Source organism: Thalassospira sp. MIT121401, assembly GCF_047125595.1.
GTDB lineage: Bacteria > Pseudomonadota > Alphaproteobacteria > Rhodospirillales > Thalassospiraceae > Thalassospira > Thalassospira povalilytica.
This window is the reverse complement of the sequence record NZ_CP138926.1, coordinates 4,288,946-4,312,062: the sequence shown is the minus strand read 5'-3', so window position 1 is coordinate 4,312,062 and position 23,117 is coordinate 4,288,946. Positions and strand designations below refer to the sequence as shown.

General features: G+C 55.9%; 22 protein-coding genes. 12 read left to right on the top strand and 10 right to left on the bottom strand.

Annotated elements, in window-relative coordinates; genetic code table 11:
* The first annotated feature begins 104 nt into the window (after window positions 1-104).
* From SIB88_RS19760 to SIB88_RS19735, 6 genes are all read left to right on the top strand, one after another.
* Window positions 105-1,436 carry a class I SAM-dependent methyltransferase gene (locus SIB88_RS19760; protein ID WP_412558890.1) on the top strand — a complete coding sequence of 444 codons (1,332 nt, stop codon included), beginning with the start codon at window positions 105-107 and terminating at the stop codon, window positions 1,434-1,436.
* A 442-nt stretch (window positions 1,437-1,878) separates the two neighbouring features.
* Window positions 1,879-2,232, top strand: coding sequence for an AtpZ/AtpI family protein (locus tag SIB88_RS19755; RefSeq protein ID WP_068519788.1), 354 nt, complete (start codon window positions 1,879-1,881; stop codon window positions 2,230-2,232).
* A gap of 34 nt (window positions 2,233-2,266) precedes the next feature.
* Window positions 2,267-2,989, top strand: coding sequence for a F0F1 ATP synthase subunit A (locus SIB88_RS19750; protein WP_114102061.1), 723 nt, complete (start codon window positions 2,267-2,269; stop codon window positions 2,987-2,989).
* 60 nt (window positions 2,990-3,049) lie between these two features.
* A complete protein-coding gene (locus tag SIB88_RS19745) occupies window positions 3,050-3,274 on the top strand; it encodes an ATP synthase subunit C family protein (RefSeq protein WP_033068123.1) in 225 nt (74 codons plus the stop codon).
* Window positions 3,275-3,348: 74 nt separating this feature from the next.
* A complete protein-coding gene (locus SIB88_RS19740) occupies window positions 3,349-3,834 on the top strand; it encodes a hypothetical protein (protein WP_101247207.1) in 486 nt (161 codons plus the stop codon).
* Window positions 3,835-3,838: 4 nt separating this feature from the next.
* A complete protein-coding gene (locus SIB88_RS19735) occupies window positions 3,839-4,342 on the top strand; it encodes a F0F1 ATP synthase subunit B (protein ID WP_068519785.1) in 504 nt (167 codons plus the stop codon).
* 150 nt (window positions 4,343-4,492) lie between these two features.
* On the opposite strand, the gene SIB88_RS19730 is transcribed toward SIB88_RS19735, so the two are convergent.
* Entirely contained in the window at window positions 4,493-5,449 is a 957-nt protein-coding gene (locus SIB88_RS19730; protein ID WP_412558889.1) for a glutathione S-transferase family protein, read from the bottom strand.
* Window positions 5,450-5,625: 176 nt separating this feature from the next.
* Here SIB88_RS19730 and SIB88_RS19725 point away from each other — a divergent pair, with 176 nt between their 5' ends.
* Complete coding sequence (locus tag SIB88_RS19725) at window positions 5,626-6,591, top strand: LysR family transcriptional regulator (RefSeq protein ID WP_068519783.1); 966 nt, start codon at window positions 5,626-5,628, stop codon at window positions 6,589-6,591.
* Between the two features lie 179 nt (window positions 6,592-6,770).
* Here SIB88_RS19725 and SIB88_RS19720 read toward each other — a convergent pair whose 3' ends face one another.
* The 4 genes from SIB88_RS19720 to SIB88_RS19705 are packed head-to-tail and all read right to left on the bottom strand — an operon-like array spanning window position 6,771 to window position 13,548.
* Window positions 6,771-8,846, bottom strand: coding sequence for a hypothetical protein (locus tag SIB88_RS19720; protein ID WP_412558888.1), 2,076 nt, complete (start codon window positions 8,844-8,846; stop codon window positions 6,771-6,773).
* Window positions 8,843-11,557 carry a DUF4159 domain-containing protein gene (locus SIB88_RS19715; protein ID WP_412558887.1) on the bottom strand — a complete coding sequence of 905 codons (2,715 nt, stop codon included), beginning with the start codon at window positions 11,555-11,557 and terminating at the stop codon, window positions 8,843-8,845. The genes SIB88_RS19720 and SIB88_RS19715 overlap by 4 nt, the downstream gene beginning before the upstream one ends.
* The gene (locus SIB88_RS19710; protein ID WP_412558886.1) at window positions 11,554-12,507 is read right to left on the bottom strand and encodes a DUF58 domain-containing protein; all 954 of its coding nucleotides are present in this window, start codon (window positions 12,505-12,507) and stop codon (window positions 11,554-11,556) included. The genes SIB88_RS19715 and SIB88_RS19710 overlap by 4 nt, the downstream gene beginning before the upstream one ends.
* On the bottom strand, window positions 12,508-13,548 hold the full coding sequence (locus SIB88_RS19705; protein WP_068519779.1) for an AAA family ATPase: 1,041 nt from the start codon (window positions 13,546-13,548) through the stop codon (window positions 12,508-12,510).
* A gap of 11 nt (window positions 13,549-13,559) precedes the next feature.
* Here SIB88_RS19705 and SIB88_RS19700 point away from each other — a divergent pair, with 11 nt between their 5' ends.
* From SIB88_RS19700 to SIB88_RS19680, 5 genes are all read left to right on the top strand, one after another.
* Window positions 13,560-14,243, top strand: a complete 684-nt coding sequence (locus tag SIB88_RS19700; RefSeq protein WP_412558885.1) for a DUF1285 domain-containing protein — start codon at window positions 13,560-13,562, stop codon at window positions 14,241-14,243.
* Window positions 14,240-14,884: a CoA pyrophosphatase gene (locus tag SIB88_RS19695; RefSeq protein WP_068519777.1), complete on the top strand. Its 645-nt coding sequence runs from the start codon at window positions 14,240-14,242 to the stop codon at window positions 14,882-14,884. Before SIB88_RS19700 ends, SIB88_RS19695 begins: the two co-directional genes overlap by 4 nt.
* Before the next feature lie 38 nt (window positions 14,885-14,922).
* The gene (locus SIB88_RS19690; protein WP_068519776.1) at window positions 14,923-15,210 is read left to right on the top strand and encodes a hypothetical protein; all 288 of its coding nucleotides are present in this window, start codon (window positions 14,923-14,925) and stop codon (window positions 15,208-15,210) included.
* A gap of 73 nt (window positions 15,211-15,283) precedes the next feature.
* Entirely contained in the window at window positions 15,284-16,603 is a 1,320-nt protein-coding gene (locus SIB88_RS19685) for a CCA tRNA nucleotidyltransferase (protein ID WP_341650698.1), read from the top strand.
* Window positions 16,600-17,250, top strand: a complete 651-nt coding sequence (locus SIB88_RS19680) for a GDSL-type esterase/lipase family protein (RefSeq protein ID WP_341650697.1) — start codon at window positions 16,600-16,602, stop codon at window positions 17,248-17,250. The genes SIB88_RS19685 and SIB88_RS19680 overlap by 4 nt, the downstream gene beginning before the upstream one ends.
* 21 nt (window positions 17,251-17,271) lie before the next feature.
* Here SIB88_RS19680 and SIB88_RS19675 read toward each other — a convergent pair whose 3' ends face one another.
* The 5 genes from SIB88_RS19675 to SIB88_RS19655 form a co-directional block, all read right to left on the bottom strand.
* Window positions 17,272-17,625, bottom strand: a complete 354-nt coding sequence (locus tag SIB88_RS19675; RefSeq protein WP_101247199.1) for a hypothetical protein — start codon at window positions 17,623-17,625, stop codon at window positions 17,272-17,274.
* 139 nt (window positions 17,626-17,764) lie between these two features.
* Window positions 17,765-19,603, bottom strand: coding sequence for a GGDEF domain-containing protein (locus SIB88_RS19670; protein ID WP_101247198.1), 1,839 nt, complete (start codon window positions 19,601-19,603; stop codon window positions 17,765-17,767).
* Window positions 19,604-19,816: 213 nt separating this feature from the next.
* Window positions 19,817-20,767 carry a site-specific tyrosine recombinase XerD gene (gene xerD, locus SIB88_RS19665; protein ID WP_412558884.1) on the bottom strand — a complete coding sequence of 317 codons (951 nt, stop codon included), beginning with the start codon at window positions 20,765-20,767 and terminating at the stop codon, window positions 19,817-19,819.
* A gap of 12 nt (window positions 20,768-20,779) precedes the next feature.
* Window positions 20,780-22,837, bottom strand: coding sequence for an antifreeze glycopeptide (locus SIB88_RS19660; RefSeq protein ID WP_412558883.1), 2,058 nt, complete (start codon window positions 22,835-22,837; stop codon window positions 20,780-20,782).
* Window position 22,838: 1 nt separating this feature from the next.
* On the bottom strand, window positions 22,839-22,976 hold the full coding sequence (locus SIB88_RS19655) for a hypothetical protein (protein ID WP_412558882.1): 138 nt from the start codon (window positions 22,974-22,976) through the stop codon (window positions 22,839-22,841).
* Between the last annotated feature and the right edge of the window lie 141 nt (window positions 22,977-23,117).

Below are 23,117 nucleotides of genomic sequence, written 5' to 3'. Positions count from 1 at the left end.
GTGCCCATGAACGCGATGCGGTGATTAGATTATCGGAAATTAATGAACTGATAGGACCGTCAATGTTACACCGGCATTGAAATTCAATGACGGTGAATAGATTGATGTCCCAGAAAGTGCGCGAACTTTACGAACAGTTTCCCTATCCGCTGCGCGACCCGCAGGAGGAAAAAGACCGTTTGTTGATGCCGCCGCTTGATACCCTGTCGCGCGTCAATCATTACTGCTTTGGCGGGACAAAGGTGATTGATGCATCTTTTCGCGCCCTTGTTGCCGGGGGCGGAACGGGCGATGCGATGATCTGGCTTGCCGAACAGCTGCGCGACGTTGGTGGATCGGTGACCTATCTTGAACCGTCCGAGGCAAGCACCCGGGTCGCACGCGCCCGTGCCGAGGCCCGCGGCCTTGAAAATGTCACCTATGTCAATGCGACCATTTCCGAATTCGCCGCCTCAAAACCCGACCGGTTTGACTACATCAATTGCGCCGGGGTTCTCCATCATCTTGAAGACCCGCAGGAAGGGCTTCGTGATCTGGCATCGGTTCTTATGCCCGATGGTGCGATGGGGGTGATGGTCTATGGCGAACATGGGCGTCTTGCCGTCACCGAATGGCGCAAAATGATCGAACCGCTTCTGAACAACAAGGACCTGTCCGAACAGCTTGCCATGACGCGCAAGCTGCTTGGCAATTTGCCCGAAGACAACATGTTGCTCAAGATGGGGGGCGGTCCGGGCTTTATCAAAGGCCTGCTTGAAAACGATCCCGAAATTGTCGATTTGCTGTTGCATCCCGTTGAATGTGCCTATGACGTGCACGGCGTCTATGACTTTGCCGCATCGGCTGATTTGCATGTTGCGGCCTTTACTGGGTTTTTCGGTTTTGGTGGCACGGGAAAGGCGCATTATGCGATCGGCAATCTGGTGCGTGATCCGGCTTTGTTGCGGGAACTGTCGGCGATGCCGCTTCGTGATCAGCAGGCATTTTGCGAACGATATAGCGGTGCTATGCCGCTCCATGCTTTTTACCTGACCCGGGATGATCGCGCCCAGGCGGCTGAAATGCTGCCCGATGGGGATCTTGCACCCTATTTCTTTGTCAAACCGACCCCGTCCTTCTTTGATGATCTTGTTGCCCTGGCCGGGCAGCCTGTTCTGATCGAAGATGGCAGCGGCAATGCCGTCGACCTGACGGGGGGACCTGATCTGGCGCGGCTTTTGGCGGTCTTTGATGGCAAGAACACGGTCGCGGATCTTGTCCGGATCTTGCGCGATGACATCCTTGATAAACAGCCGATCGATATGAATTCGATTGCCATCAACACGCTTGGCGCTGTGTGGGCACTGTTTCACAAGTTCGACTGGATGCTGGCCAGCATGCCGGATGGTTGGCAAAAAGCCGAAAGTGAACGCCAGCTGACGGTTCGCAAGCAATAGGCACGCCGGTACTGATTCCCGATTGCGATATGTTGGCGGCGTGAATCGACCAACCTGCGGTGCAATTGGTCGTCAAAACAGACGCCAAGGTCGTAAAATATCGACCAAAAAAGGTGAAAATCACCGGCCTGTGTGAAATTAGATCACATTGCAACCGGTTGTGCAGTTTCAGGCCAAACACATGATAACCAAGGGAAACTGCCGGTTGTAGCTGGCGTGATTGCCAAAGCCCGGGCAAATTCGTCTGCGACTATTGCCTAAGTGCAAAAGTGTTTTCCTTCACATAATTCAATATAACTTATTGTAATGAAAAGAATTATTGGCGTTTTGACCCTCCTTCACAGGCGGGGTTTTACAGCTTGACAGCCCATGGGGTGCTAAGTATGTTGCCCGCGCATTTCCTTGCGACGTTTGCAAGGTTGCCAAAGCGGGGTTCACGACAATGAGCGATGACAAAGATCGCGCTTCATTAGAAGAGCTTGAAAGCAAGCTGGCAGCTGTAGCAGGCAAACGCGAAGAGAAGCACGGCCCGAACCGGGCGACTGGCAAACCATCCCAGGGGATGGCACTTGGCATGAGAATTTCGGCGGAAATGATCGCTGCTGTTCTTGTTGGCTTGTTGATCGGCTGGGCGCTGGATCGGGTGCTTGATACGACGCCTTGGCTGCTTGTTCTGTTTGTCTTTCTCGGGGCAGGTGCCGGAGGCTTGAACGCTTATCGTGTTGCCAAGGGCTATGACAGTGCTGTCGGACTTGGTCGTGCGATGAGGGAGCACAAGCAGGGGGACGGGAAATAATCCCGAAGCCTTATAATATTGAGCGAGGATTACGGTGGCTGGACCGCTAGAGCAGTTTGAAATCAAGCCCTTGGCCGAGCTTTCGCTTGGCGGCATTGATATTTCCTTCACCAACTCCGCACTTTGGATGGTATTCGCAGCCGTTCTCGTAACGTGCTTTATGACGCTGTCCATGCGTCGCGGTGCATTGGTCCCGGGTCGCTGGCAGGGTGCTGCCGAGGTGATGTACGAATTCGTCGCCAATATGCTCAAAGATAACGTCGGAAGCGCGGGTCGCAAGTACTTCCCGTTCATTTTCACGTTGTTCATGTTTGTCATGTTCGGGAACCTGCTTGGCATGATCCCGCACAGCTTTACTTTCACGAGCCACATCGCGGTTAACTTCGCGCTGGCTCTGGTGATCTTCATCGGTGTGACGGTCATCGGCTTCATGCGTCATGGCACGCATTACCTTCGGATGTTCTTCCCTGAAGGTGCGCCGATTGCGACCGCGATCATTCTGGTCCCGATTGAAATCATCTCCTATTTCTCTCGTCCGTTCAGCCTGGCTATCCGACTGTTTGCAAACATGACCGTCGGCCACATCATGCTGAAAGTTATCGGTGGGTTCGTCGGCCTGATTGGCATTCTCGGCGTGCTTCCGTTTGCTCTGCTGACGGGGATTACTGTTCTGGAGTTCGGCATTGCTGCGCTTCAGGCTTATGTGTTCACAATTCTCACCTGCATCTATCTCCATGATGCAATCCACATGCACTGATGTGTGTGGTTTGGTGTGATCTCTTCTGATTGCCTTTAAGAAATTCGAAAGGGTGAAGTTATGGAACTCGATGCTGCTAAGATGATCGGTGCTGGCCTGGCTGCTATTGGCATGATTGGTGCCGGTATTGGTGTTGGTAACATCTGGTCGAGCCTGATTGCGACTGTTGGCCGTAACCCGGCTGCAAAAGGCGACGTTGAACTGTATGGCTGGATCGGCTTTGCTGTTACCGAAGCTATTGCACTGTTCGCACTCGTCGTTGCGCTGATCGTTCTGTTCGTCTAATCGGCGCCTTTTGAGCGAATACACGGCCCGGCGAGGGACCCCCTCGCCGGTGTCGTTGAATTCGGGAGTAGGCTATGCCGCAGTTTGATATTGCGACGTTCTCTGCACAGATCTTCTGGCTGTTCGTCATTTTCGCCGTCTTGTATTTCCTGATGTCGAAAATCGCGCTGCCGAAAGTTGGTGAAGTGCTTGAGCGCCGTCAGAAAACCATCGAAGACAACCTTGGCAAGGCACGGGCGTTGAAAGACGAAACCGATGCCGCCATCGCGAAATACGAGGCTGCTTTGGCAGAAGCTCGTGATGCCGCTCAGGCAGACATTCGCGAAGCGTCGGAAAAGGCTGCTGCAGAGCAAGCCAAAAAAACCGAAGCACTGGTCAAGAAGCTGTCTAAAAAGACATCTGATGCCGAAAAGGCAATTGCGGATGCCAAAACGGACGCACTGACCGGTGTTGCAGAAGCAGCTTCGGAAATCGCCCGCGAAGCAACCGAAAAACTTATCGGTGTCAAGGTTCAGGCCAAAACTGCCGACAAGGCTGTTTCGGCGATTGTAGGAGAGTAAGACAATGGCAACCCAAGAGGTTACTTTCCTTACCGATCCATACACCTGGACTACGCTTTCTTTCGTCCTGGTCGCCGGTTTTGGCGGTTTCAAGGCTGTTAAGGGTATCTCGAGCGCACTTGATAAACGTGCACAGAAGATCTCTGACGAGCTGGACGAAGCTCAGCGTCTTCGCGAAGAAGCCCAAGAGCTTCTGGCCAATTATCAGGCCAAACAGCGCGAAGCCCTGAAGGAAGCTGACGAGATCCGCGCGCATGCCAAGGCAGAAGCCGACCGTATGCTTGAAAGCGCCCAGGCTGAGCTCAAAGCGGCACTCAAACGCCGTGAACAGCAGGCTCTGGAACGTATCTCCAACCTTGAAAGCCAGGCCATTGCCGAAGTTCGTGCGCATGTCGCCGAAATCGCAGCAAAGGCAACCACCGCCCTTGTTACTGACAAGGTTTCCGGTGCCAAGGCAGACGAGTTGGTGAACAACGCGATTGCGGAAATCAAAGGTCGCCTGAACTAAGAGTTTCCGTTTTCGGAAATTGAAAACCCCGCAAGCATTGCTTGCGGGGTTTTTGTTTGCCCGGATGCCGGCGGCGGATCAAATCGCGGCACGGTATCGATGCGTCCGGGCTGTCAGGGGGCGGGGTTAAACGTTCAGGTGACCGGGACCCTAAAAGCGGTCGCGATCATGGGGACCATCAAAATCAAGATCAGGACCTACCGGCACCACCCCGGATGGGTTAACGGACGGGTGGCTTTGGTAATAGTGGTTCTTGATATGGTCGAAATGCACCGTCTGGCGGACGCCCGGATGCTGATAAAGCGCCTTGGTATAATTCCAGAGATTGGGATATTCGTGCAGCATCTTGCGATTGCATTTGAAATGCCCGTGATAGACCGCATCAAACCGCAACAGGGTCGGGAACAGCCGCCAATCGGCTTCTGTCAGCTTCTCGCCCGCAAGGTAGGGCTGTTGACCCAACCGGTCTTCAAGCCAGTCCAGAGTGTCAAAAAGGGTGGTTACGGCCTCTTCATAGGCCGACTGGCTGGTGGCGAAGCCCGATTTGTAAACCCCGTTATTCACATCGTGATAAACCCGGTCATTGACCGCATCAATTTCACTGCGCAGATCTTCGGGGTAGTAATCGCCTTCCTTGGCGCCATGGCCATCAAAGGCGGTATTGAGCATGCGGATGATTTCCGATGACTCATTACTGACAATACGGCCCGATTTCTTATCCCACAGGACCGGCACGGTGACCTTGCCGGTGTAGTCGGGCTTGGCTGCGGTATAGACCTGATGAAGCAGCGCATGGTTGCCCAGATCATCGATGTAACCGTCTTTTGGTGAAAACTGCCAGCCGTCATCGCCCATATGCCAATGCACGACCGAGACCGAAATCATGTCTTCAAGGCCCTTGATCGCACGAAAGATCAGGGTGCGATGTGCCCACGGGCAGGCATAGGAAACATAGAGATGATAACGCCCGGGCTCTGCGGGAAATTCTGCATCGGGCTCGGCCGACAGCCAATTGCGAAATGCTGAATCCTGCCGGTTGAATTTACCGTTGCGGTTCTTGGCAAGCAGGGACTCCGTTTGCCAGACGCCGTCTACCAGTTGGCCCATTTCTCTCTCCGATTTTTTGGTCTGCCGATGACCGATCGGGTCATATCAGGCAGACCTGAAATTTTGCTGTTTCAGCTATTGTTGCCATTTCCGCGTTGAAGACAATCCGCTGTTGTGAGATTTATTTGTTTCCCAATACGCAACAGTCGGGTTGCGATACGATCAGGAGTATCATCATGTTGATCGGTAATCTGGACGGAATGACCGTTTTCGCCCGTGTCGTCGAAGAAAGCAGTTTTTCCGGTGCGGCGCGCAAGCTTGGCATGTCGAAATCTGCTGTCAGTAAGCACGTGACCAAGCTTGAAGACAGTCTTGGTATCCGGTTGCTCAATCGTACCACCCGTCGTCTTAGCCTGACCGATGCCGGATCAACTTTCTATCAGCATTGTGCACGCGTCGTCGAAGAAATCGAAACGGCCGAACATGCGCTGACTGATTTGCGCGGTACGCCGCGCGGCACCCTTCGCATTTCTGCGCCGCTGACATTTGGCCAGATGTATTTGCCGCAACTGGTGACCGAATTCATGGAAATGTATCCGGGGCTGCATGTGGATATTCATCTGGCGGACCATATGGTCGATCTGGTGGCCGAAGGGTTCGATATGGCGATCCGTATCACCCGGCTTAAGGATTCCAGCATGATCGCGCGCAAGCTTGCCGATTATACCGGGCATGTGGTTGCTGCACCGGCCTATCTTGAACAGTTTGGTGAACCCAAAACGCCCCAGGAACTGGCCGATCACAAGACCCTGGCCTATACCAACGTTGCCAGCCCGAATATCTGGGATTTCGAAGGGCCGGACGGCCCGGTTACGGTGCGGGTCAATCCGGTCATGTCGTGCAATAATGGTGAATTCACCTCGATCGCGGCCATTCGCGGGCTTGGCATTGCGCGCGAACCGGAATTCATCGTCGCCGAAGCACTAAGCGAAGGCCGCCTTGTCCGAATTCTCAAGGATTATGACCCGCTTAACAATGGCGGGATCTATGCCGTTTATCCGGAACGTCGCCATCTGCCGAGTAAGGTCCGTGTCTTTATCGATTTTCTGGTCGAGAAATTCCGCGGCGGCTTGTGCAATTTCCATCAGGCCGCCTGTCACGAATATAAACAGGGCCGCGGTCGTCAACGTCCCGCACCGTAACAGAAGCAGGCCTGTTAACGCGGGCAAGCAACGGATCAGAAACCGGGTAACCTGGCAATCGTTTGTGCGTCGGGGCAGGGCATTGCAATCAGTACGGTCCGTGACCGGGGCCGGAAGGCACGCATTGTCTGGTCACATTGCGATAGGTGATCGTGCAATCAGATATGACGACCGGCGGCCTAGTTGCTTTCAGCCCGCCATCCCAACAGACAAATCCCCCCGATCAGAAGCGCAATCACAGGCAGCGGCAACAGATTGGTGATGCCGCCAATGACGGTTTTGTAGCTGTCGGTTTCAACAAATCCGGCCCAGTTGCTGCCATGCCAGACACGGTCATCGGGCACCTGGCGGAAATCCGGAAGGCCGTCTTCGATCCGACCGATAAAGCCGTCATTCGCCGCGACAAGTTCGGCCAGAAGTTCCGGTGTTGAATTGGTGTTCTGGGTTTCAGGTGTCAGAACATCGCGGTCCACATGCAAGGCGGTTTGCCGCCGGTCATTGCGGTCGCGTACCCCCACCCGGATCAGACCGCGTTCGGCAATTGGAACCGTTGCCTGCCATGACTGATCGGGAAGCTGTTCGAACCGGGCATTGATCTGTTCACCGGTTTCCGGGTTGATGACATTGGCCATTTCCGGTGCCGCACCGATTTTACGCCAGTTCAGAATAAGGCTTTCGCCATCCGGGCTACGCGTTGTGGTGACGGTGTTTTCATCAAGGGCCGGTTCCTTCATCAGCCAGTGGGACAGGCGGCGCAAAAGTTCGGCCACCGGTCCGCCCCCGTCATGCCCGCGCTGCCACAACCACATCTGATCGGTACTCAGCATCGCGACCCGGCCTTCTTCGACCCGTTGCAAGGTCAAAAGCGGCATTTCATCGGCCCCGGTCAAAAGGGTCATGGCATCGGGGTCCGACACCCGGGTTTCGATCTGACGATACCAGCGGCCCCATTTGGGGGGCGTGGTTGGCGATCCGGCAATCGCGGCAGTTACCGGATGCAACCGGCCCGCCGCATTGACGCGCGGGACAAAGGGTTGTTCAACGATCCGTCCGGTTGCCTCGGCAGGCATCAGCTTGTCGAGTGCTGTGCTTGAAAGGCCATCCGGGCCGATATATTCGGGGCCGGCGACAACCAGTGCCGCCCCGCCCCAACGGACGTAATCCACCACCTTTTCAAGATAGTGGGGCGGTAAAACACCACGCATCTGATAGCGGTCAAAAATGATCAGATCAAATTGCCGCAGACGGACTTCAAACAGGTCACGGATCGGAAACGGGATCAGGGCAAGTTCATTGATCGGGGTGTCATCGCCCTTTTCAGGGGGGCGCAATATGGTGAAATGCACAAGATCAACACCGGGGTCCGCGCGCAACAGGTTGCGCCATGCACGTTCCCCCGGATGGGGTTCGCCTGAGAGCAACAACACCCGCAACCGGTCACGCACGCCCGTGGTTTCAAGGATCAGGCGATTGTTGCTTTTGTCGGTTTCTTCGGGGGCATCTTCCATGCGCAATTCTGCCAGAACCGAACCGGCATGCGGTACCGGAATGCTGACCCGGCTTTGTTCATTGGCCGGAAGAAGGATTTCGTCTTCGGTGCCGTCTTCCAGAAGCATCCGAACCGGAATTGCCGTTCCCGGCGGAAGGTCATGATCAATGGCCTCGATCATGAATTCCGCCTGTTTGCCGACAATGCCGTAATCGGCACTTTGGCGAATGACCAGACGCCGGTCGCGTTCATCGCGCGCTCCGCTGATCAAGACATGCAACGGCGCGCCGAGATCAAGACGGGTCGGGACATCATGGACCTGGCCGTCGGTGATCATCATCACCCCGCCAAGACGTTCGCGCGGAATTCCGCCCAAAAGCCGGTCGAGAACGGCAAACATCCGGGTGTCGGTTTCACCGCTGACTTCTTCGATGCGCAGTTCGACCGACGGGTCATCGGCGAAACGGTCCCTGATTTCGGCGATGGCGGCATCGGTTTGTGCCGCCCGGTTTGCGATGCGCTGACTGGCGGTTCTGTCGACCAGAACCAGGATAATGTCGCTAAGCTTTTCGCTTTCGCGGTCGGTAAATTGCGGTGCAAGCAATGCCAGCAAAACCAGAACCATCACAACCGCCCGCCAAACCGTGCCGCGCAACCGCAACAGGGTAAACAGAATGATTGCCGCAAGGCACAGCAATGCCAGACCTTGCAGCAGGGTGACGTCAAGCAACGGTGCAATCTGGAAATTCTGCCATCCCTGTTTCATCGGCCAAGCCTTTCAAGGATGGCGGGCAGGTGGACCTGATCGCCCTTGTAACTGCCCGTCAGCGCATACATCACAAGATTGATGCCAAAACGCACGGCCAGCTCGCGCTGGCGTGGGGCGATGTCTTCGGTGCGGATTTCATCGCGGCCTTCCGGGATCATCCAGGCCGATGCCCAGTCATTGCCGCCAAACAATACCGACGCCACCCCATCCAGGCGTTGATTGGGCCGCGCATCAAGCCATAACGGGGCCGAAAACCGGCCATAGGCATGATCAAGCAAATAGAAACTGCGAAACAGGATATGGTCGCCCGGCGCCCGATCAAGAAGCGGAACTTCCAACCCGGCCAGCAAGCGTCGCAGACGGGCCGGCTGAACTTCGCGGTCGCGGCTGTCGATCAGGATCATGCCACCATTATTCAGATACCGGTTCAACCGTTCGCGCGCGCGTTCGGAAAACGCGGCCTGTCCATCAACAAGCGGCCAATAGATCAGCGGATAGAAACTGAGCTCGTCGGTTTCCGGATCAACCCCGTCCACCGTGTTAAGGTCCGCGGCACTGCGCCGGCGCAAATATTCCGTAAGGCCGGTCATCCCCGCATGGCTAAGCCGATCGACCGGGGCAACACCGGTCTTGAGATAGGCAAGCCGCGGTTGCAGGGCGGCTTCCTGAACCGATGCCGCATGACCGGTTCCGTTTGTTGCCAAAAGCATGGCGGTTGCAACACCGGAAATCCCGACGACCAGCAAGATGGTGGTAAATGCATTGCGTTTGCTGTTCCGGCGCAAGCTTAGATGATGAAGGGCAAGGAGGATCAACGCATCAACCAGCAACAGCAAAAGTGCCCCCAACAGGCACAATGCCGCAAGGTCGACCTGATCCTGACTTTTGATCTTGCGCGTGGTGACCCCGGATGGCCAAACCACGGTATCGGCGATATTGGTCAGTGACGGACCAAGGTTAAGCGCAACGGCCTGTCCGTTTTCCCCATAGATGCCCGGTGGATGACGGGGATTCGGCACTGGCAGTGGCGAACGCACCGGCAAAACCAGCGCATCAGGCTGATGGGTTTGCCCGAACCCGTCCAGAACCGACTGGGGCGGAAGGCTTGTGCTCAGTTCCGCATCGTTCCGGTTGCTCGGACTGGCAAGGGGCAGGATCTTTTGCCAAAGTTCCACAAACAGCCCCGACATCGGAAGGTTCGACCAGTCCGCCCATGGCGTTACATGAAACAGAACCACCCGGCCCGAATTGCGTGCCGCACTGGTGATCAACGGGGTGCCGTCTGTCAGGCGGGCCCATGTTTTGCCAAGGATATCGGGGTCCGGTTCGGCAAGAAGCTGACGGTTGACCGTGATATCACTTGGAATGGTGATGCCGTAAAACGGGCTGTTATCGGGGAAATCAAGCAGCCGTTTGGGTTTTTCCCACGACATCGACCCGCCAAAATCACGGTTGCCCAGCCGCAAGGTCACCGGAAGGAATTCATTGCCGATTTCAGTCGAACTGTCACCGGCAAAGCGCACCAGCATCCCCCCGTCATTGACCCAGCGTTCAAGGGTTTCAAACTGACTGCCAAGACCCGAAATCGGCCCGGTTGCCACCAGAATATCGACCTTCTGTTCAAGCAACTGGCCAAGCGGGGCATATGTAACATCGGCATAGGGCGACAAGGCCCGATCAAGGAAGAAATACTGATCGGACAATACGCCGGGACTGTCGCCCGAACTGACAATCACACCAACCCGCCGTTGTTGCCATCGTGCCCCGGTCTGATACATGGTCGCGGCACTTTCAATGCCTTCGATGCCGACTGCCTGAATGGCATTGGCGATGTCGCTTGGCAAAAAGATCGCAATGTCGCTTTGATCGGTATTCGCGGCAAGTTCCGCACTGTGGCGCAAAAGCACCGTTCCCCGATCCCCGCGCGCCAGAAGATTGACCACACGCGGGGTATCGCTGCGATCATGGGCGATGGTTGCAACCATTCCGGTGCGCGACCGGGTCAAAGCCCGAATGGCGATCCGGTCAGTGCGCGGCGGTGAAATGACGGTGATTGGCGCAATATCAAGAAGTTCCCTGGCAATGTCGGCTTTGCCCGGGCTGTTCATAGTATCGGTCAGCCACAAAATACTGCCGATGGCATTGGTCATTTCAGGATTTTCGGAAATCAGGTCCGACAGGGCGGCATAATCCGAATTCCAAGGGCGCGGATGCAGCCGGTCAATCAGGTTTTCCGTTCCCTGCGACGATATCGGACCGACAATTTCTGGCAATTTCCAGGTGGATGCCCCGGCGGCCTCGGGGGCGGTTTGCGCCAGATAGACGGTCTGTAAATCAAACCGGGCCTGATTGGCAATCTGTTGCAGGGCGGTGCGGTATTGGGTCCAGTTTGCGGCACTTTCCCAGCCGTTGTCGGCAATGATCAGAATGGCCCCGTCATTGGCGGCAAAGTCATTGCGGTTCATGACCGGGCGGGCGGCCGCAACAATCAGCAAGGTCAAAATGATACAGCGTAAAATGGTCTGCCAGATCGGTGCGCGCTGAATGTCACGGCGCTGGCTTTTAAGGCCGCGCAACAGACGTGCGGCCGGGAAGATCACATTTTTGGGTGCGCGCGGGGCCGACCGGATCAAAAGCCAGACAATCGGCAAAACCATAAGGCCCGCCAACATCGCCGGATGCAGGAATGTGATGGCCGCAAGGCTCATGACGTCTCCTGCTGGTTATGGCGATGCAGGGTCGGGCGTCCCCGGCCGTTCGATCCGCTTTGGTTTTGCCGTTCGCTAAGATGCTGATACAGCGCAAGCAATGTCGGGCTGGCACTTTCCGATGTGACATGCCGGTCATAAAGCCAGTCATTGTGGCGTGCCGCATCGCGCACCGATGCCCGCCATTTTTGCGCCCGCTGTCTGAATCCATCGGCGATGTCTTCAAAACGTTCGCTGCGATAGATCATCTGATCTTCGGTATCAAACAGATTGATCCGCCCGCGAAATGGCGGGGATATTTCGGCCGGATCAAGAATTTGGACCAAGGCACCGTCATTCTGGTATTGGCCCAGACGGCGGATCACATTGCCGGTTTTTTCCCCCTGATCGGAAAATTCCAGAAAATCACCAAGCAATAGGATCGAATGTTTGCGCCCGGCATGAATGGTTCCGCCCTGTTCGGCAATACTGTGTGGGGTTGCCAGCATCGCGTGGGCAAGTTTTTCAAGATGTTCGGCCGATGTGATGCGGGTGCGTTCACCATCAAATGTGCCAACGGTTTCGCCATTGCGAATCAGAAGATCTGCCAGGGCGATCGAAATGATCAGGGTACGCTCGGCTTTGCTGGGGATCTTGTCACTTGATGACCAGTACATGGATGGCGATAAAACCGGCCAGATCCAGTAATTGTGGCTGGCCTGCCATTCGGTCTGGCGGATAAAGGTATGATCGCTGCGTGCGGATCGCCGCCAGTCGATCTGGTTGGTCGGGTCACCGGGGACATAGGGCCGAAATTGCCAGAAATCACTGCCCGGGCCGACTTTGCGATTGCCGTGCAGGCCGCTGCGCAAACTGATGGCCGTGCGACGCGACTCATCAATCAGCTGGGGCAGCCGGGCGGCAAGTGCACGTGCGGCAGCAACATGATCATGCACGGCGGTGACGGCCAATTATGGTTTCTCCTGCAAGTGGGCAAGCGCATCGGTAATCAGGCCCTTGGCGGTGAAGCCTTCGGCACGGGCCCCATAGGTCAGGCCAAATCGATGACGCAGGACCGGGACGGCCAGTTCTTCGATATCTTCGAGTGACGGTGCAAACCGGCCAAACAGCATCGCACGTGCCCGACATGCCAGCGAAAGCGCCTGTGCCGCACGGGTGCCCGGCCCCCAGGCGACATTGTCGCGAATATCGGCAATTGATGTGCTTTCGGGGCGGCATTCGCGACACAGCGCGATGATGGTATCCAGTACCCGGTCGGGCATCGGCAGGCGGCGGACAAAATCCTGTGCTTCGACCAGATCGTCGGCCTGAAGAACCTGCCGCGGGCGAGTGGGATAGCGTCCGGTGGTTTCGGTCACGATTTTGCGTTCTTCATCCGCATTCGGATATCCCAGCCGCACTTCAAGCAGGAAACGGTCAAGTTGTGCTTCGGGCAGCGGATATGTGCCTTCCTGTTCAAGCGGGTTCTGGGTTGCGACCACGTGGAACGGTTCGGGAAGCTTGTGACTGTATCCGGCAACCGATACTTCGCGTTCCTGCATCGCCTGCAACAGTGCGGACTGGGTGCGCGGGCTGGCACGGTTGATTTCATCGGCCAGAAGCAACTGGCAAAATACCGGTCCCTTGATAAAGCGGAACGCGCGTTTGCCGTCGGCCCCTTCTTCAAGGACTTCGGAACCCAGAATATCGGCCGGCATCAAATCCGGGGTGAACTGAACACGTTTGTCCAGAAGCCCCAGAACCTTGCCCAATGTGTGGGCCAGCAATGATTTGCCAAGCCCCGGCGCACCGACCATCAGGACATGGCCACCTGATAAAATGCCGATAAGTGTTTGCTCTACGGCGTCATTCTGCCCAAATATAATGGATGAAACCATTTTTCGGGCTTCGGCCAGCCGCGCGACGCATTCGTCCAGGCGAGCGGCGTCGCGTTCCAGACTGCTATCTTGGGAAAAACCCATTTCTTCGGGGAAACGTGGCGCGTTTGTCATGATGCGAAACTTTGCTTCCTTTGTTGCAGTGTGGATGTCAGCAGATCGAAGAACGCAGATGGGATCACATAAACCTTACGGGAACACGTCTGGCTCGGGATCAACTGTACAGCATGACTGATAACCAACAAACCATCGATCTCGCCGAAAAATTGTGGTCGCGCCTGCGCGGGGGTAAACCCGGTAACGGCCGACATCCGCAAATCTGCGGCGATATTCCTATGTCTATAGGTCGGGATGGAACCTGGTTCTATCAAGGTGGTCCGATTGGTCGAATTGAACTGGTGAAACTTTTTTCATCTGTGTTGCAACGTGACGATGAAGGCGGCCATTGGCTGGTCACCCCGGCCGAAATGGCCCGGATTGACGTCGAAGATGTCGCCTTTATCGCGGTCGAATTGCAAAATGACGGCAACGGCACCGATCAGGTCATCCGTTTTCGCACCAATATCGACCATTGGGTCGATCTGGACGCGGATCATCCGTTACGCGTTGAACATGATCCTGAAACCGGTGAACCGTCGCCCTATATCGGGCTGGAACGCGGACTTGAAGCGCGCCTGAACCGCGCGGTATTTTATCAACTGGTTGAACTGGCTGATGAAATTAAAGATCCCAACAGTAATATGGTACGTATCGGTGTTTACAGTCATGGTCAGTTCTTCGAAATTGGCCGGATGGAGACGGTTGAATGAACCCGGATGATATCATAGCTGCCCTCAGGGCCCCACAGACCGACATTCTGCAACGGCGCGGTGATCATGCCGTGGATTATCCCGGATCGAAATCACGTGCGCGTGCCTTTGCCGAAGGCGAACTGGTGTCGCGCCCGGCTGCTGTTTTGGTGCCGCTGGTCAAACGCGATGCCGGTTTGCAGGTAATCCTGACCAGACGCACCGACCATCTTAGTGATCATGCCGGCCAGATCAGTTTTCCCGGCGGACGTCAGGAACAGGAAGACGCAACTCTTGAAGAAACCGCCCTTCGCGAAACCGAAGAAGAAATTGGTCTGGCACGCCGCCATATCGATCTGATCGGTCGTATTGACGACTATTATACGGTGACCGGCTATCAGGTGACCCCGGTGATCGGGCTGGTGACGCCGCCTTTTGACCTGACACCGGATGATCACGAAGTGGCCGAAGTGTTCGAAGTACCCCTTGAATTCATCCTCAATCCCAGAAATCAGAAATTGCAGACCGTCACGTTTGAAGGTACGCGCCGACGGTATTTTGCAATCCCGTATCGGGAATATTACATCTGGGGGGCGACCGCCGGGATGCTGGTGAATTTCAGTGAAGTGATCCGTGCCAACGCACCAAGCGTGCAACTATAAGCCAAGCGACCAACGCCAAGTGTTCGGGACGAAATAACATGTTGCGACAAATCATCCAGATCGGCCTGCCATTGATCCTGCCCTTTGTGATTTACGGGCTGTGGCTGAAATGGGCGCGCGCAAAGGCCATTCGTGAAGGCCACGATATCATTCCGCCCTGGAACAAGGGCCCGTGGCTTTTGCTGTTCGGGGCGGGGGTCGCCTTGACGGCGGCGATTTTGATTTTCACCGCATTGGGGACTGGTGCGCCACCCGATTCCATTTATCATGCCCCGGTATTGCGCGACGGTGTTGTCGAACCCGGCTATTTCGAGCCGAAAAAATAACACCTGTCTGACAGACAACCGTCTGCCCCTGTTTCAGATTACACTCCGTAAACGGTGAAAGCCCAAACGTGCGATGACGGCACTTGAACCAACCGGAAGATTGCAGCCATACGGGATCATGGTTGCCGATGATACTGCCCGCGTTTTTGACGCCATCGCCCAGCATGGCGGTCAGGCGCGCTATGTTGGCGGAATTGTCCGCGATGCGTTGCTCAAACGTGATTTGCATGACGTTGATATTGCCTGTGACCTTAAACCCGAAGAAACCGTGATCGCCCTTGAAAAGGTTGGCATCCGGGTTGTTCCGACCGGGCTCAAACATGGGACAATCACCGCGATCACCGATGCCGGTTCCTATGAAATCACCACATTGCGGGTCGATGTCGAAACCAATGGCCGCCACGCCGAGGTCGCCTTTACCGACAGCTGGTTTGCCGATGCCAAGCGGCGCGATTTTACCTTTAACGCCATCTACTGTGACCCGGACGGCACGGTTTACGACCCGTTTGACGGGGAAACCGATCTGCGCGAAGGGCGGGTACGCTTTATCGGCGTTGCGGAAAACCGCATCGCCGAGGATTATCTGCGTATTTTGCGCTTTTTCCGGTTTCAGGCATGGTTCGGGCGGCCCCCGATCGATCCGGTCGGGGCAGAAGCCTGTCGCAAGGGCGCGCAGGGACTGCTTGATATTTCGGCTGAACGCATCCGCGATGAATTGTTCAAACTGCTGCGCGCCAAAAGCCCGGCCGGCACGGTTGGCGACATGATCGGTTTTGGCATCTTGCCGACGATCTTGCCGCAACTTGCCCGCACCGACTGTTTGCGGATCATGCAATGGCTTGACAGTACGGCACTTGCTGTACCAGCCATTCGTCCTGATCCGTTGCGCCGCTTGGCGTCCCTGTTTGTCACCGGCGACAATGGTGCGAATGACAATCTTGAAGCCGCCGAACAGCTTGCCCGCGCCTTGCGTCTGTCCAATGAACAAACGGAACGGTTTGCGGCGATGGTTTCCCATGCGCCGCTGATTGATCCGAACATGTCGGTTGATGACATTCGCCGCGATCTTTATCGCATCGGGGCGGATGCATTTCGGGATGCGGTGTTGCTGGCTTGGAGTACGCGCGCATCCGTGCCGCCGCGTTGTTCGCGTCAGGAAAACGAAGAATGGAAAAGCCTGATTGATGCGGCAACAAATTGGCAGCCGGTCAAATTGCCGATACAAGGGCGCGACATTCTTGCCGCCGGGCTCGCCCCGGCGGGACCCCGGATCGGCGACCTTTTGAAACAGGCCGAAAATTACTGGCTTGATCATGGTTTTGCACCCGGTCCGGACGACTTGATGGCATATCTTGCCAGTCTTTCCAAAGCTGGCGAACAGGAGACGCAATGAGCACAGGCGCAATCGGACATCGCATTTGCTGTTTTGGAGACAGTCTGGTCAATGGTGTGCGCGACGGGGAAAAGGGCGGCTGGCCGATGCGTCTTGGCCGTCGGTTGCTTGACGAGGCCAAACGCGAAGTCACGATCTATAATCTTGGCATTCGTGCGGAAACCACCGATGGCCTGAAGGCGCGCTGGAAGTTCGAGGCCGAGCTTCGCATGGTGCCCGAATTCCCGACAGTTCTGATGTTCAGCTTTGGTGTCAATGATGCCAACCATGCCGAAGATCGCGGTGAAGAAACCACGATGCGGGTTTCACCGGCGAAATCTGCGGGGAATGCTTCCGAAATCATCGGTGCCGCAGCCACGCTTGCCCCGACTTTGTGGATCGGTCCGCAGGCCGTGATCAATGGCAGCAAATCAAGCCAGGAAATCAATGAACGTCTTGAAGGTCTGAACCAGATTTATCTGGAAACCGCACGCGGGTTTGATGTGCCCTATCTTGATCTGTTCCAACGAACACTTGAAGACGAAACCTGGCAGCGTGCCCTGCGTCGCGGGGATGGCTATCACCCGGACAAGGCCGGTTATGACCGGCTTGCTGAAATGATCTGGGATTGGGATGGCTGGAAAGGGGCTGTCGGACTGATCGAATAGGGCCCGATGGGCCAAGCCCGGTCAGGCAAGAATATTGATATATTGACCACGCCCGGCCGCGTTGTTGGCGCTGGCGGAATTTGCCGAACCGCTTTTGCCGTAACCCGACGGATCGAACTGGTCGATATAGTTTTCAAGGACGGTGTCCTGTGCGCCTTCCTTGACGAACCGTTGCTGTTCGTTGCGGTCGCGCTCATAGGCCTGAACGGCACGGTCAATTTCCTGATCCGATGTCAAAGCCGCACGGCTTGTGCGTTCAACAGCTTGATTCTGTTGCTGAAGTTCCTGTTCGGACTGCTGACGTTGTGCAATCGGACTGGTCGGACGGACCGGAATTGCCGTTTGCAGATCAGAGGATGAGGAAACGCTGACCATTGATGCGGAATGCTCGTTCAGTATCGTTGATGTTGTCTTCTTTGACCGGAATATTACCCATCAATCTGATAAATTGAAGCGTTAATTTGTAGTTGGATTGTAATGCCAACCGGGAACGTGGCCGGTTGGGGATTGCGGCTTATTTCCCACTGACCGGAATGGGGGCGCAGGGGGCGTCATAAATGCCGCTGGCAAAGCGGTTTTCGCTGTTTTTTGCAATCGCCTTAAGCTTGGCGGCCTCGACCGAAATGTGATCAAGGGTGATGTCGGTGCGTTCCGGGGGAATGCGCACAAGGGCGGCACTGACACTCATAAGATCAAACCGGGTGACATTATTGTCGCGCCCCTTGCCGATCAGATATCCGCGATCTCGGGTTTCCTGGTCATAGAAACTTTTGATCTGGGCATCGAACATGGCCTGGGCGCGCTGGACGGCTTCGACCGCGACTTCGAAATCGATCGACTGGACATAGGCAAAGAAATCATCGCCGCCAATATGGCCGACAAACCAGTCATTCTGACTAAGCACCTTGCCCAGGATATCCTTGAACAAAAGGATCGCGCGGTCCCCTTGGCGGAATCCATAGCGGTCATTGAACGGTTTGAAATTGTCAAAATCGAAATAGACGGCAAATCGCCGTTTGCGTGGCTGTGACAGGGCATGGGCAGCATAGCGGTAAATCGCGCTGTTGCCGGGCAAACGGGTAAGCGGGTTTTCATCGCGCGCATTCAGGGTGTTGCGTTCATTGACCGCGCGCAACAGCGCACTTTGATCCAGCACACCGAGATAGCGGCCATTTTCCGTCAGGATCACACCATCAAGCGCATTGGTCGCAACAAAGGTTTCCAGAAGTTCTGACAGGCTGGTGCGAATGTCGGCAACCGGACAGCGGCGCAGAAACCGTTTGATATTGGCGCGATTGGCCGGGTTTTGCAGCAACTCGCGCCCGAACGGGGTATAGATGAAAGCCTTGAATTCGGAATCGCGCACAACCCCCATCGGTTCGCCATCCTGATTGACCACCGGAACCAGGGTGATATCGGGGTTCTGCTGAAAATAGGTCAGGATATCGACCGGGTTGATGTCACTGGGGATGGCTGGCGTATCAAGCAGATAGGATCGCACAACATCGTCGTCGCGATCAGACTGGCGGCGGGTATCGGCCGCGATGTCGGCTGCGACCTGAACCAGATCGGTGCGTTCAGGCAGATCGGTCGACGGGCGGGCGATAAAGAAGCCCTGTACCAGATCACAGCCAAGCCGCCGGCAGCACAGGAATTCTTCGCGGGTTTCAACGCCTTCGGCAACGACCTGGGCTGCGATCATATGGGCAAAGGCCGTAATCTGGGTGACAAACAGTTCCTTGCGCCGGTCGCGATCAATGCCGTCAATAAAGAACCGGTCGATCTTGATGATGTCCGGTTCGCATTCATAGAGCGCGCGCAACTGGGCAAAGCCGCTGCCGTAATCGTCAATGGCGATCTTGAAGCCCTGACTGCGATAGCGCACCAGAATATCCTTGAGATAGGCGGCATTGCTGATTTCGTGGCGTTCGGAAATCTCAAGAAAGATCGTATCGCGTTCAAGACCGGCATCGGCCAGAAGTGCAGCCGTCTGGCCGGGTTGGTAATCTTCGGTTTTTACGACGCGATTGTCGAAATTGTAAAACAGCTTCAGACGTTTTGCGTCAGGCATGCGCGCGAATTTCTGAATGGCCTTGGCGCGCAGCAACATGTCGACACTGTGCAGGTTTCCGGTATCCCACGCGGTATCAAACAGGGCCTGAATGGATGGAAAACCGGCATCCTCCCAGCGGCGCAACAATGCCTCATATCCGAAAACATGACCCGTATGCGGGCTGACAATGGGCTGGAACGCAAAGTCGACTTTTTCAACGACCTGCTGCCAGTTGCGCAGCATGACCGGTTTGGTCTTGGGTCGATCCGATATCAATTCATCTTCTGCATCAAACGCCAATGCAGTTCCCCGATCTTCAAAAATGGCCTGAATTCCCGGATTGAAGGAGTCACATTAATATTTGATCATGCTGGTAGCTCAGGTTCGACAACAACTTGATGACAGTTAGATTACGAATATGTGACATCCGCAGAAAACGTCCGTTTTTTTGTCAAATAATCGACTTTTGCCTATGCAAAGGTATTAGACAAATCAGATGATCCCGACCCCGGATCAGGTCGCATTGACGCGCGCAAGCGGATGATGTTCCTGCACCAGCCCGCGAAGCCGGGACTCGAGAACATGGGTGTAAATCTGTGTGGTCGAAATATCGGAATGGCCCAGCATCTTTTGCAGGGACCGCAAATCGGCCCCGTTGGCCAGAAGATGGCTGGCAAAGGAATGGCGCAGTACGTGCGGCGATACACGTGACGGCGCAATTCCGGCTTCAATCGCCAGATCCTTGATCATTTTCAGAAACATCTGACGGGTAAGATGCCCGGTTTTACCGCGCGACGGAAATAAGTATGAGGATTGCCCCGGCCGGTCGGCATGGCCGGTTGATTTGTCTGATGGAATGAAGGCATCGCGCACATCAAGATAATCGCGCATCGCATCACGTGCCGGATCAGACAGCGGTACCAGCCGTTCCTTGCTGCCCTTGCCCCGGACAATCAGCATCCGCGGATCGCGGGCCGCAGCGGCATAGGGCAGTTCGACCAGTTCGGAAACACGCATGCCTGTCGCATACATCAGTTCCACCATCGCCAGAAGACGCTTGCCCTTGATGCCCGGATGATCAGACGCGGTGGCAATCAGGCGGTCGATTTCGTCAATCGACAGGAATTTGGGCAATGTCTGACCCTGTTGCGGGCTTTCTATATTTGATGACGGGTCGTCATTGCGATACCCGTCCGAATACAGGAATTTGTGAAACTGACGTACGGCCGACAGGCGCCGTGCCTGTGTCCGCGGGGCAAGCCCGGCCGCGCCCAGTTGCGACATATAGCGCCGCACATCCGCATCACCTGCACGCACCGGATCGGATTTTCCCGCCGACAGTGATGCTGCGTAATCTTCAAGATCACGGCGATAGGCATCAAGCGTGTGCGCACTGGCGCCACGCTCTGCTGCCAACATTTCAAGAAAGGCCGATATCAGCGAACTTGTCGGTGCCTTGGCCATGGCCGGGTTCCATTACTGATCAAATGACAGCAACAGTTCAGTCGCCAAATGCTGGGCATCACTATGAAGTCCAACCATTTCAAGGGCGGCAACCGTATCTGCCAGAACCTTGGGATCGGCATTCGGGGCATTGGCAATTTGCTGTGCCTGAATGGCCATGGCGACGGTTTTGGCCTTGTGCTGTGCGCTCGCTGAGGCCGCCAGATTATGGGCAACCGCACTGCTGATCGTCAGGCGGTCCTCGGCATAGGGCGCGCTCAGAAGACTGTCCCAAAGCCCGGCGGGAACTTCGATCCCGAACCCTTCAAACAGGGTGTAAACCAGTTCGGCATAGCGTTTTGCCGCGGCCTGATCACCGCGTGCGGCCTGCATTTCCTGCCATTCGACCATTCGCGCCCGATGACGGGCAAGGGCAGCAGCCCGATCGGTTGCCTTCTGAATGTCTTCGGGGGACGTCGAATTGGGCATCACGGTTGCCGATGCCATCGAGCTTACCGGTGCAACCGCACCGCCCAGACCAAAGCTTTGGGGGATCATGTGCTGGTTGGATCCGGTGGCGTCAAGGCCGAATGGCGCGTTGTTTTCCGCTTGGGAAACCTGTTCCGATGCGGGGATGGCCCCGGTTTCTTCAAGGCCGGAAATGGCCAGAACCGGATAAAGCATGCTAAGCCGCGATGCGATGTCATTGCCCGGATTGGCACCATTTTTCGCCACCGAAAGCCAGTTAGCAGCACGTTCCAGGCTGTTTGCCGCCAAGGATGCCTTAAGTGCGGCGACCGCAAACCATGAAAAATCACCATTGACCGGAATGTCTGCCAGCAATGGTGCGCTCAGTCGGGCGGCCTGCATGAAATCGCCTTCGATCTGGGCGGTGTCATAAAGCGCGGCAAGAATTTCGGCGCGTGCCGCAGGCACGTCACTTTGGGCCGCGGCCTGATAGAGTTTGGCAAATTGCCGCGCCTGGATGCCTTCGGCGGCATCATCAAGGGCATTTTCAAGCGCACCGGCTTCGAAACTGACCGAACCATAGATTTCGCCAAGTTTGGCTGCATCAATCAAACCGAGGCTTTCGGCCTTGCGCGCGGCTTCAAGGCGAACATCGGTCGGGGTGGCATCGGCATTGGCAATGCCGATGATGGCCGTCGGATTACCTGATTCAAGCTGGCTGGTCGGGATGGCCTGTTTGGCAATTGCCAGAAGTGCCAGATCGATCGGGCGCAATTCTTCAAGAAGGTCGGGTTTGACTACCGTGCCGCTTCGAATGGCCGCAACCAGCCCAAAGAAGGTGGCGTCCTTTTCCCCGTCCATTTCACGAACAAGATCGACCGAAAACGCAGCAGCGGTCGGATCATTGGCATAAAATGCGCACATCGCCGCCGCCTTGAGCCAGAACATCTGGTCATAGCTTGCGCTGTAACTTTCGATCGCAGCGCAGGCTTCATCAAGGCGTGCCCCGATCATCAGGGCATTGACCTCGGCCTCGGCAAGCAATTCACCGCGCGCCCCTTGTGGTGTGGCGCGAACAAGTTCAATCGCCTCGTCAAGTGCGCCCATATTGATCAGCTTGGCAACGCGGGCATCAAGCAGGCTGATATCCCTGGAATCTTGTGGCAGGGCCGCCGCAGACAGCAACAGGCGGACCTGAAGGTCGCGTGCGGCATGGGTTGCCGGTGTGGCAGGCAGGTCGGAAATCAGCTTGGCTGCGGATTTGCGGGTCGCCCCGTTCCACATGTCAATGCCCAGTCCGCCGCGCGAACGGTCAAGGGTCCCGACCGCCTCGGCATCAACAGCACCAAGTGACAGTGATTGAACCGCGTTCGGATCGGAGGGGAAGGGCGATGGTTGCGTCCCGGTTGCCGGGGCACCAAAACCGCCCTGGGATACCGTGCCACTGTCCGGGGAGGATACCGGATCAGAAGATCGTTGTTCTGCGTCCCGTTCTGCTTCCTGTTTGAGAAACAGCGGCACAGGGGCCGATGTCTGGGCATGCGCAGAAGAGGCGATAACACCCGTTCCCGTCATCATGGCCAGTAAACAGGTCTGTATCAGCAGGCGGGAACGCAACGTCATCTTAATTGAACCTCGAATTCGGGATGGTTTCTTCGATTTGGGGGGTCGGTGCCGGAATGTCCCAGGTAACAAGGAACGTCGCACCGCCAACAATCACAGCGATGACCAGCAACAGGATGATGCGCGATAAGATTCTCATTTTAATCCAGACTTCGAAGCGTTTAAGCAAATGACGCAGCTACCAGTATGGCCACGAAAATCAAAGATGCAAGAAACGGAAAGTAAGGGCCGATCATTTGTTCTCATGACCGCCTGACCAGCCTGCATCAAAGATATTTTC

Bases quoted from the DNA above. Each gene is read 5' to 3' on its own strand.
- SIB88_RS19760 (WP_412558890.1), top strand. From the start codon at position 105: ATGTCCCAGAAAGTGCGCGAACTTTACGAACAGTTTCCCTATCCGCTG.
- SIB88_RS19755 (WP_068519788.1), top strand. From the start codon at position 1,879: ATGAGCGATGACAAAGATCGCGCTTCATTAGAAGAGCTTGAAAGCAAG.
- SIB88_RS19745 (WP_033068123.1), top strand. From the start codon at position 3,050: ATGGAACTCGATGCTGCTAAGATGATCGGTGCTGGCCTGGCTGCTATT.
- SIB88_RS19740 (WP_101247207.1), top strand. From the start codon at position 3,349: ATGCCGCAGTTTGATATTGCGACGTTCTCTGCACAGATCTTCTGGCTG.
- SIB88_RS19735 (WP_068519785.1), top strand. From the start codon at position 3,839: ATGGCAACCCAAGAGGTTACTTTCCTTACCGATCCATACACCTGGACT.
- SIB88_RS19730 (WP_412558889.1), bottom strand. From the start codon at position 5,449: ATGGGCCAACTGGTAGACGGCGTCTGGCAAACGGAGTCCCTGCTTGCC.
- SIB88_RS19725 (WP_068519783.1), top strand. From the start codon at position 5,626: ATGTTGATCGGTAATCTGGACGGAATGACCGTTTTCGCCCGTGTCGTC.
- SIB88_RS19720 (WP_412558888.1), bottom strand. From the start codon at position 8,846: ATGAAACAGGGATGGCAGAATTTCCAGATTGCACCGTTGCTTGACGTC.
- SIB88_RS19715 (WP_412558887.1), bottom strand. From the start codon at position 11,557: ATGAGCCTTGCGGCCATCACATTCCTGCATCCGGCGATGTTGGCGGGC.
- SIB88_RS19705 (WP_068519779.1), bottom strand. From the start codon at position 13,548: ATGACAAACGCGCCACGTTTCCCCGAAGAAATGGGTTTTTCCCAAGAT.
- SIB88_RS19695 (WP_068519777.1), top strand. From the start codon at position 14,240: ATGAACCCGGATGATATCATAGCTGCCCTCAGGGCCCCACAGACCGAC.
- SIB88_RS19690 (WP_068519776.1), top strand. From the start codon at position 14,923: ATGTTGCGACAAATCATCCAGATCGGCCTGCCATTGATCCTGCCCTTT.
- SIB88_RS19685 (WP_341650698.1), top strand. From the start codon at position 15,284: ATGACGGCACTTGAACCAACCGGAAGATTGCAGCCATACGGGATCATG.
- SIB88_RS19680 (WP_341650697.1), top strand. From the start codon at position 16,600: ATGAGCACAGGCGCAATCGGACATCGCATTTGCTGTTTTGGAGACAGT.
- SIB88_RS19675 (WP_101247199.1), bottom strand. From the start codon at position 17,625: ATGGTCAGCGTTTCCTCATCCTCTGATCTGCAAACGGCAATTCCGGTC.
- xerD (WP_412558884.1), bottom strand. From the start codon at position 20,767: ATGGCCAAGGCACCGACAAGTTCGCTGATATCGGCCTTTCTTGAAATG.
- SIB88_RS19660 (WP_412558883.1), bottom strand. From the start codon at position 22,837: ATGACGTTGCGTTCCCGCCTGCTGATACAGACCTGTTTACTGGCCATG.
- SIB88_RS19655 (WP_412558882.1), bottom strand. From the start codon at position 22,976: ATGAGAATCTTATCGCGCATCATCCTGTTGCTGGTCATCGCTGTGATT.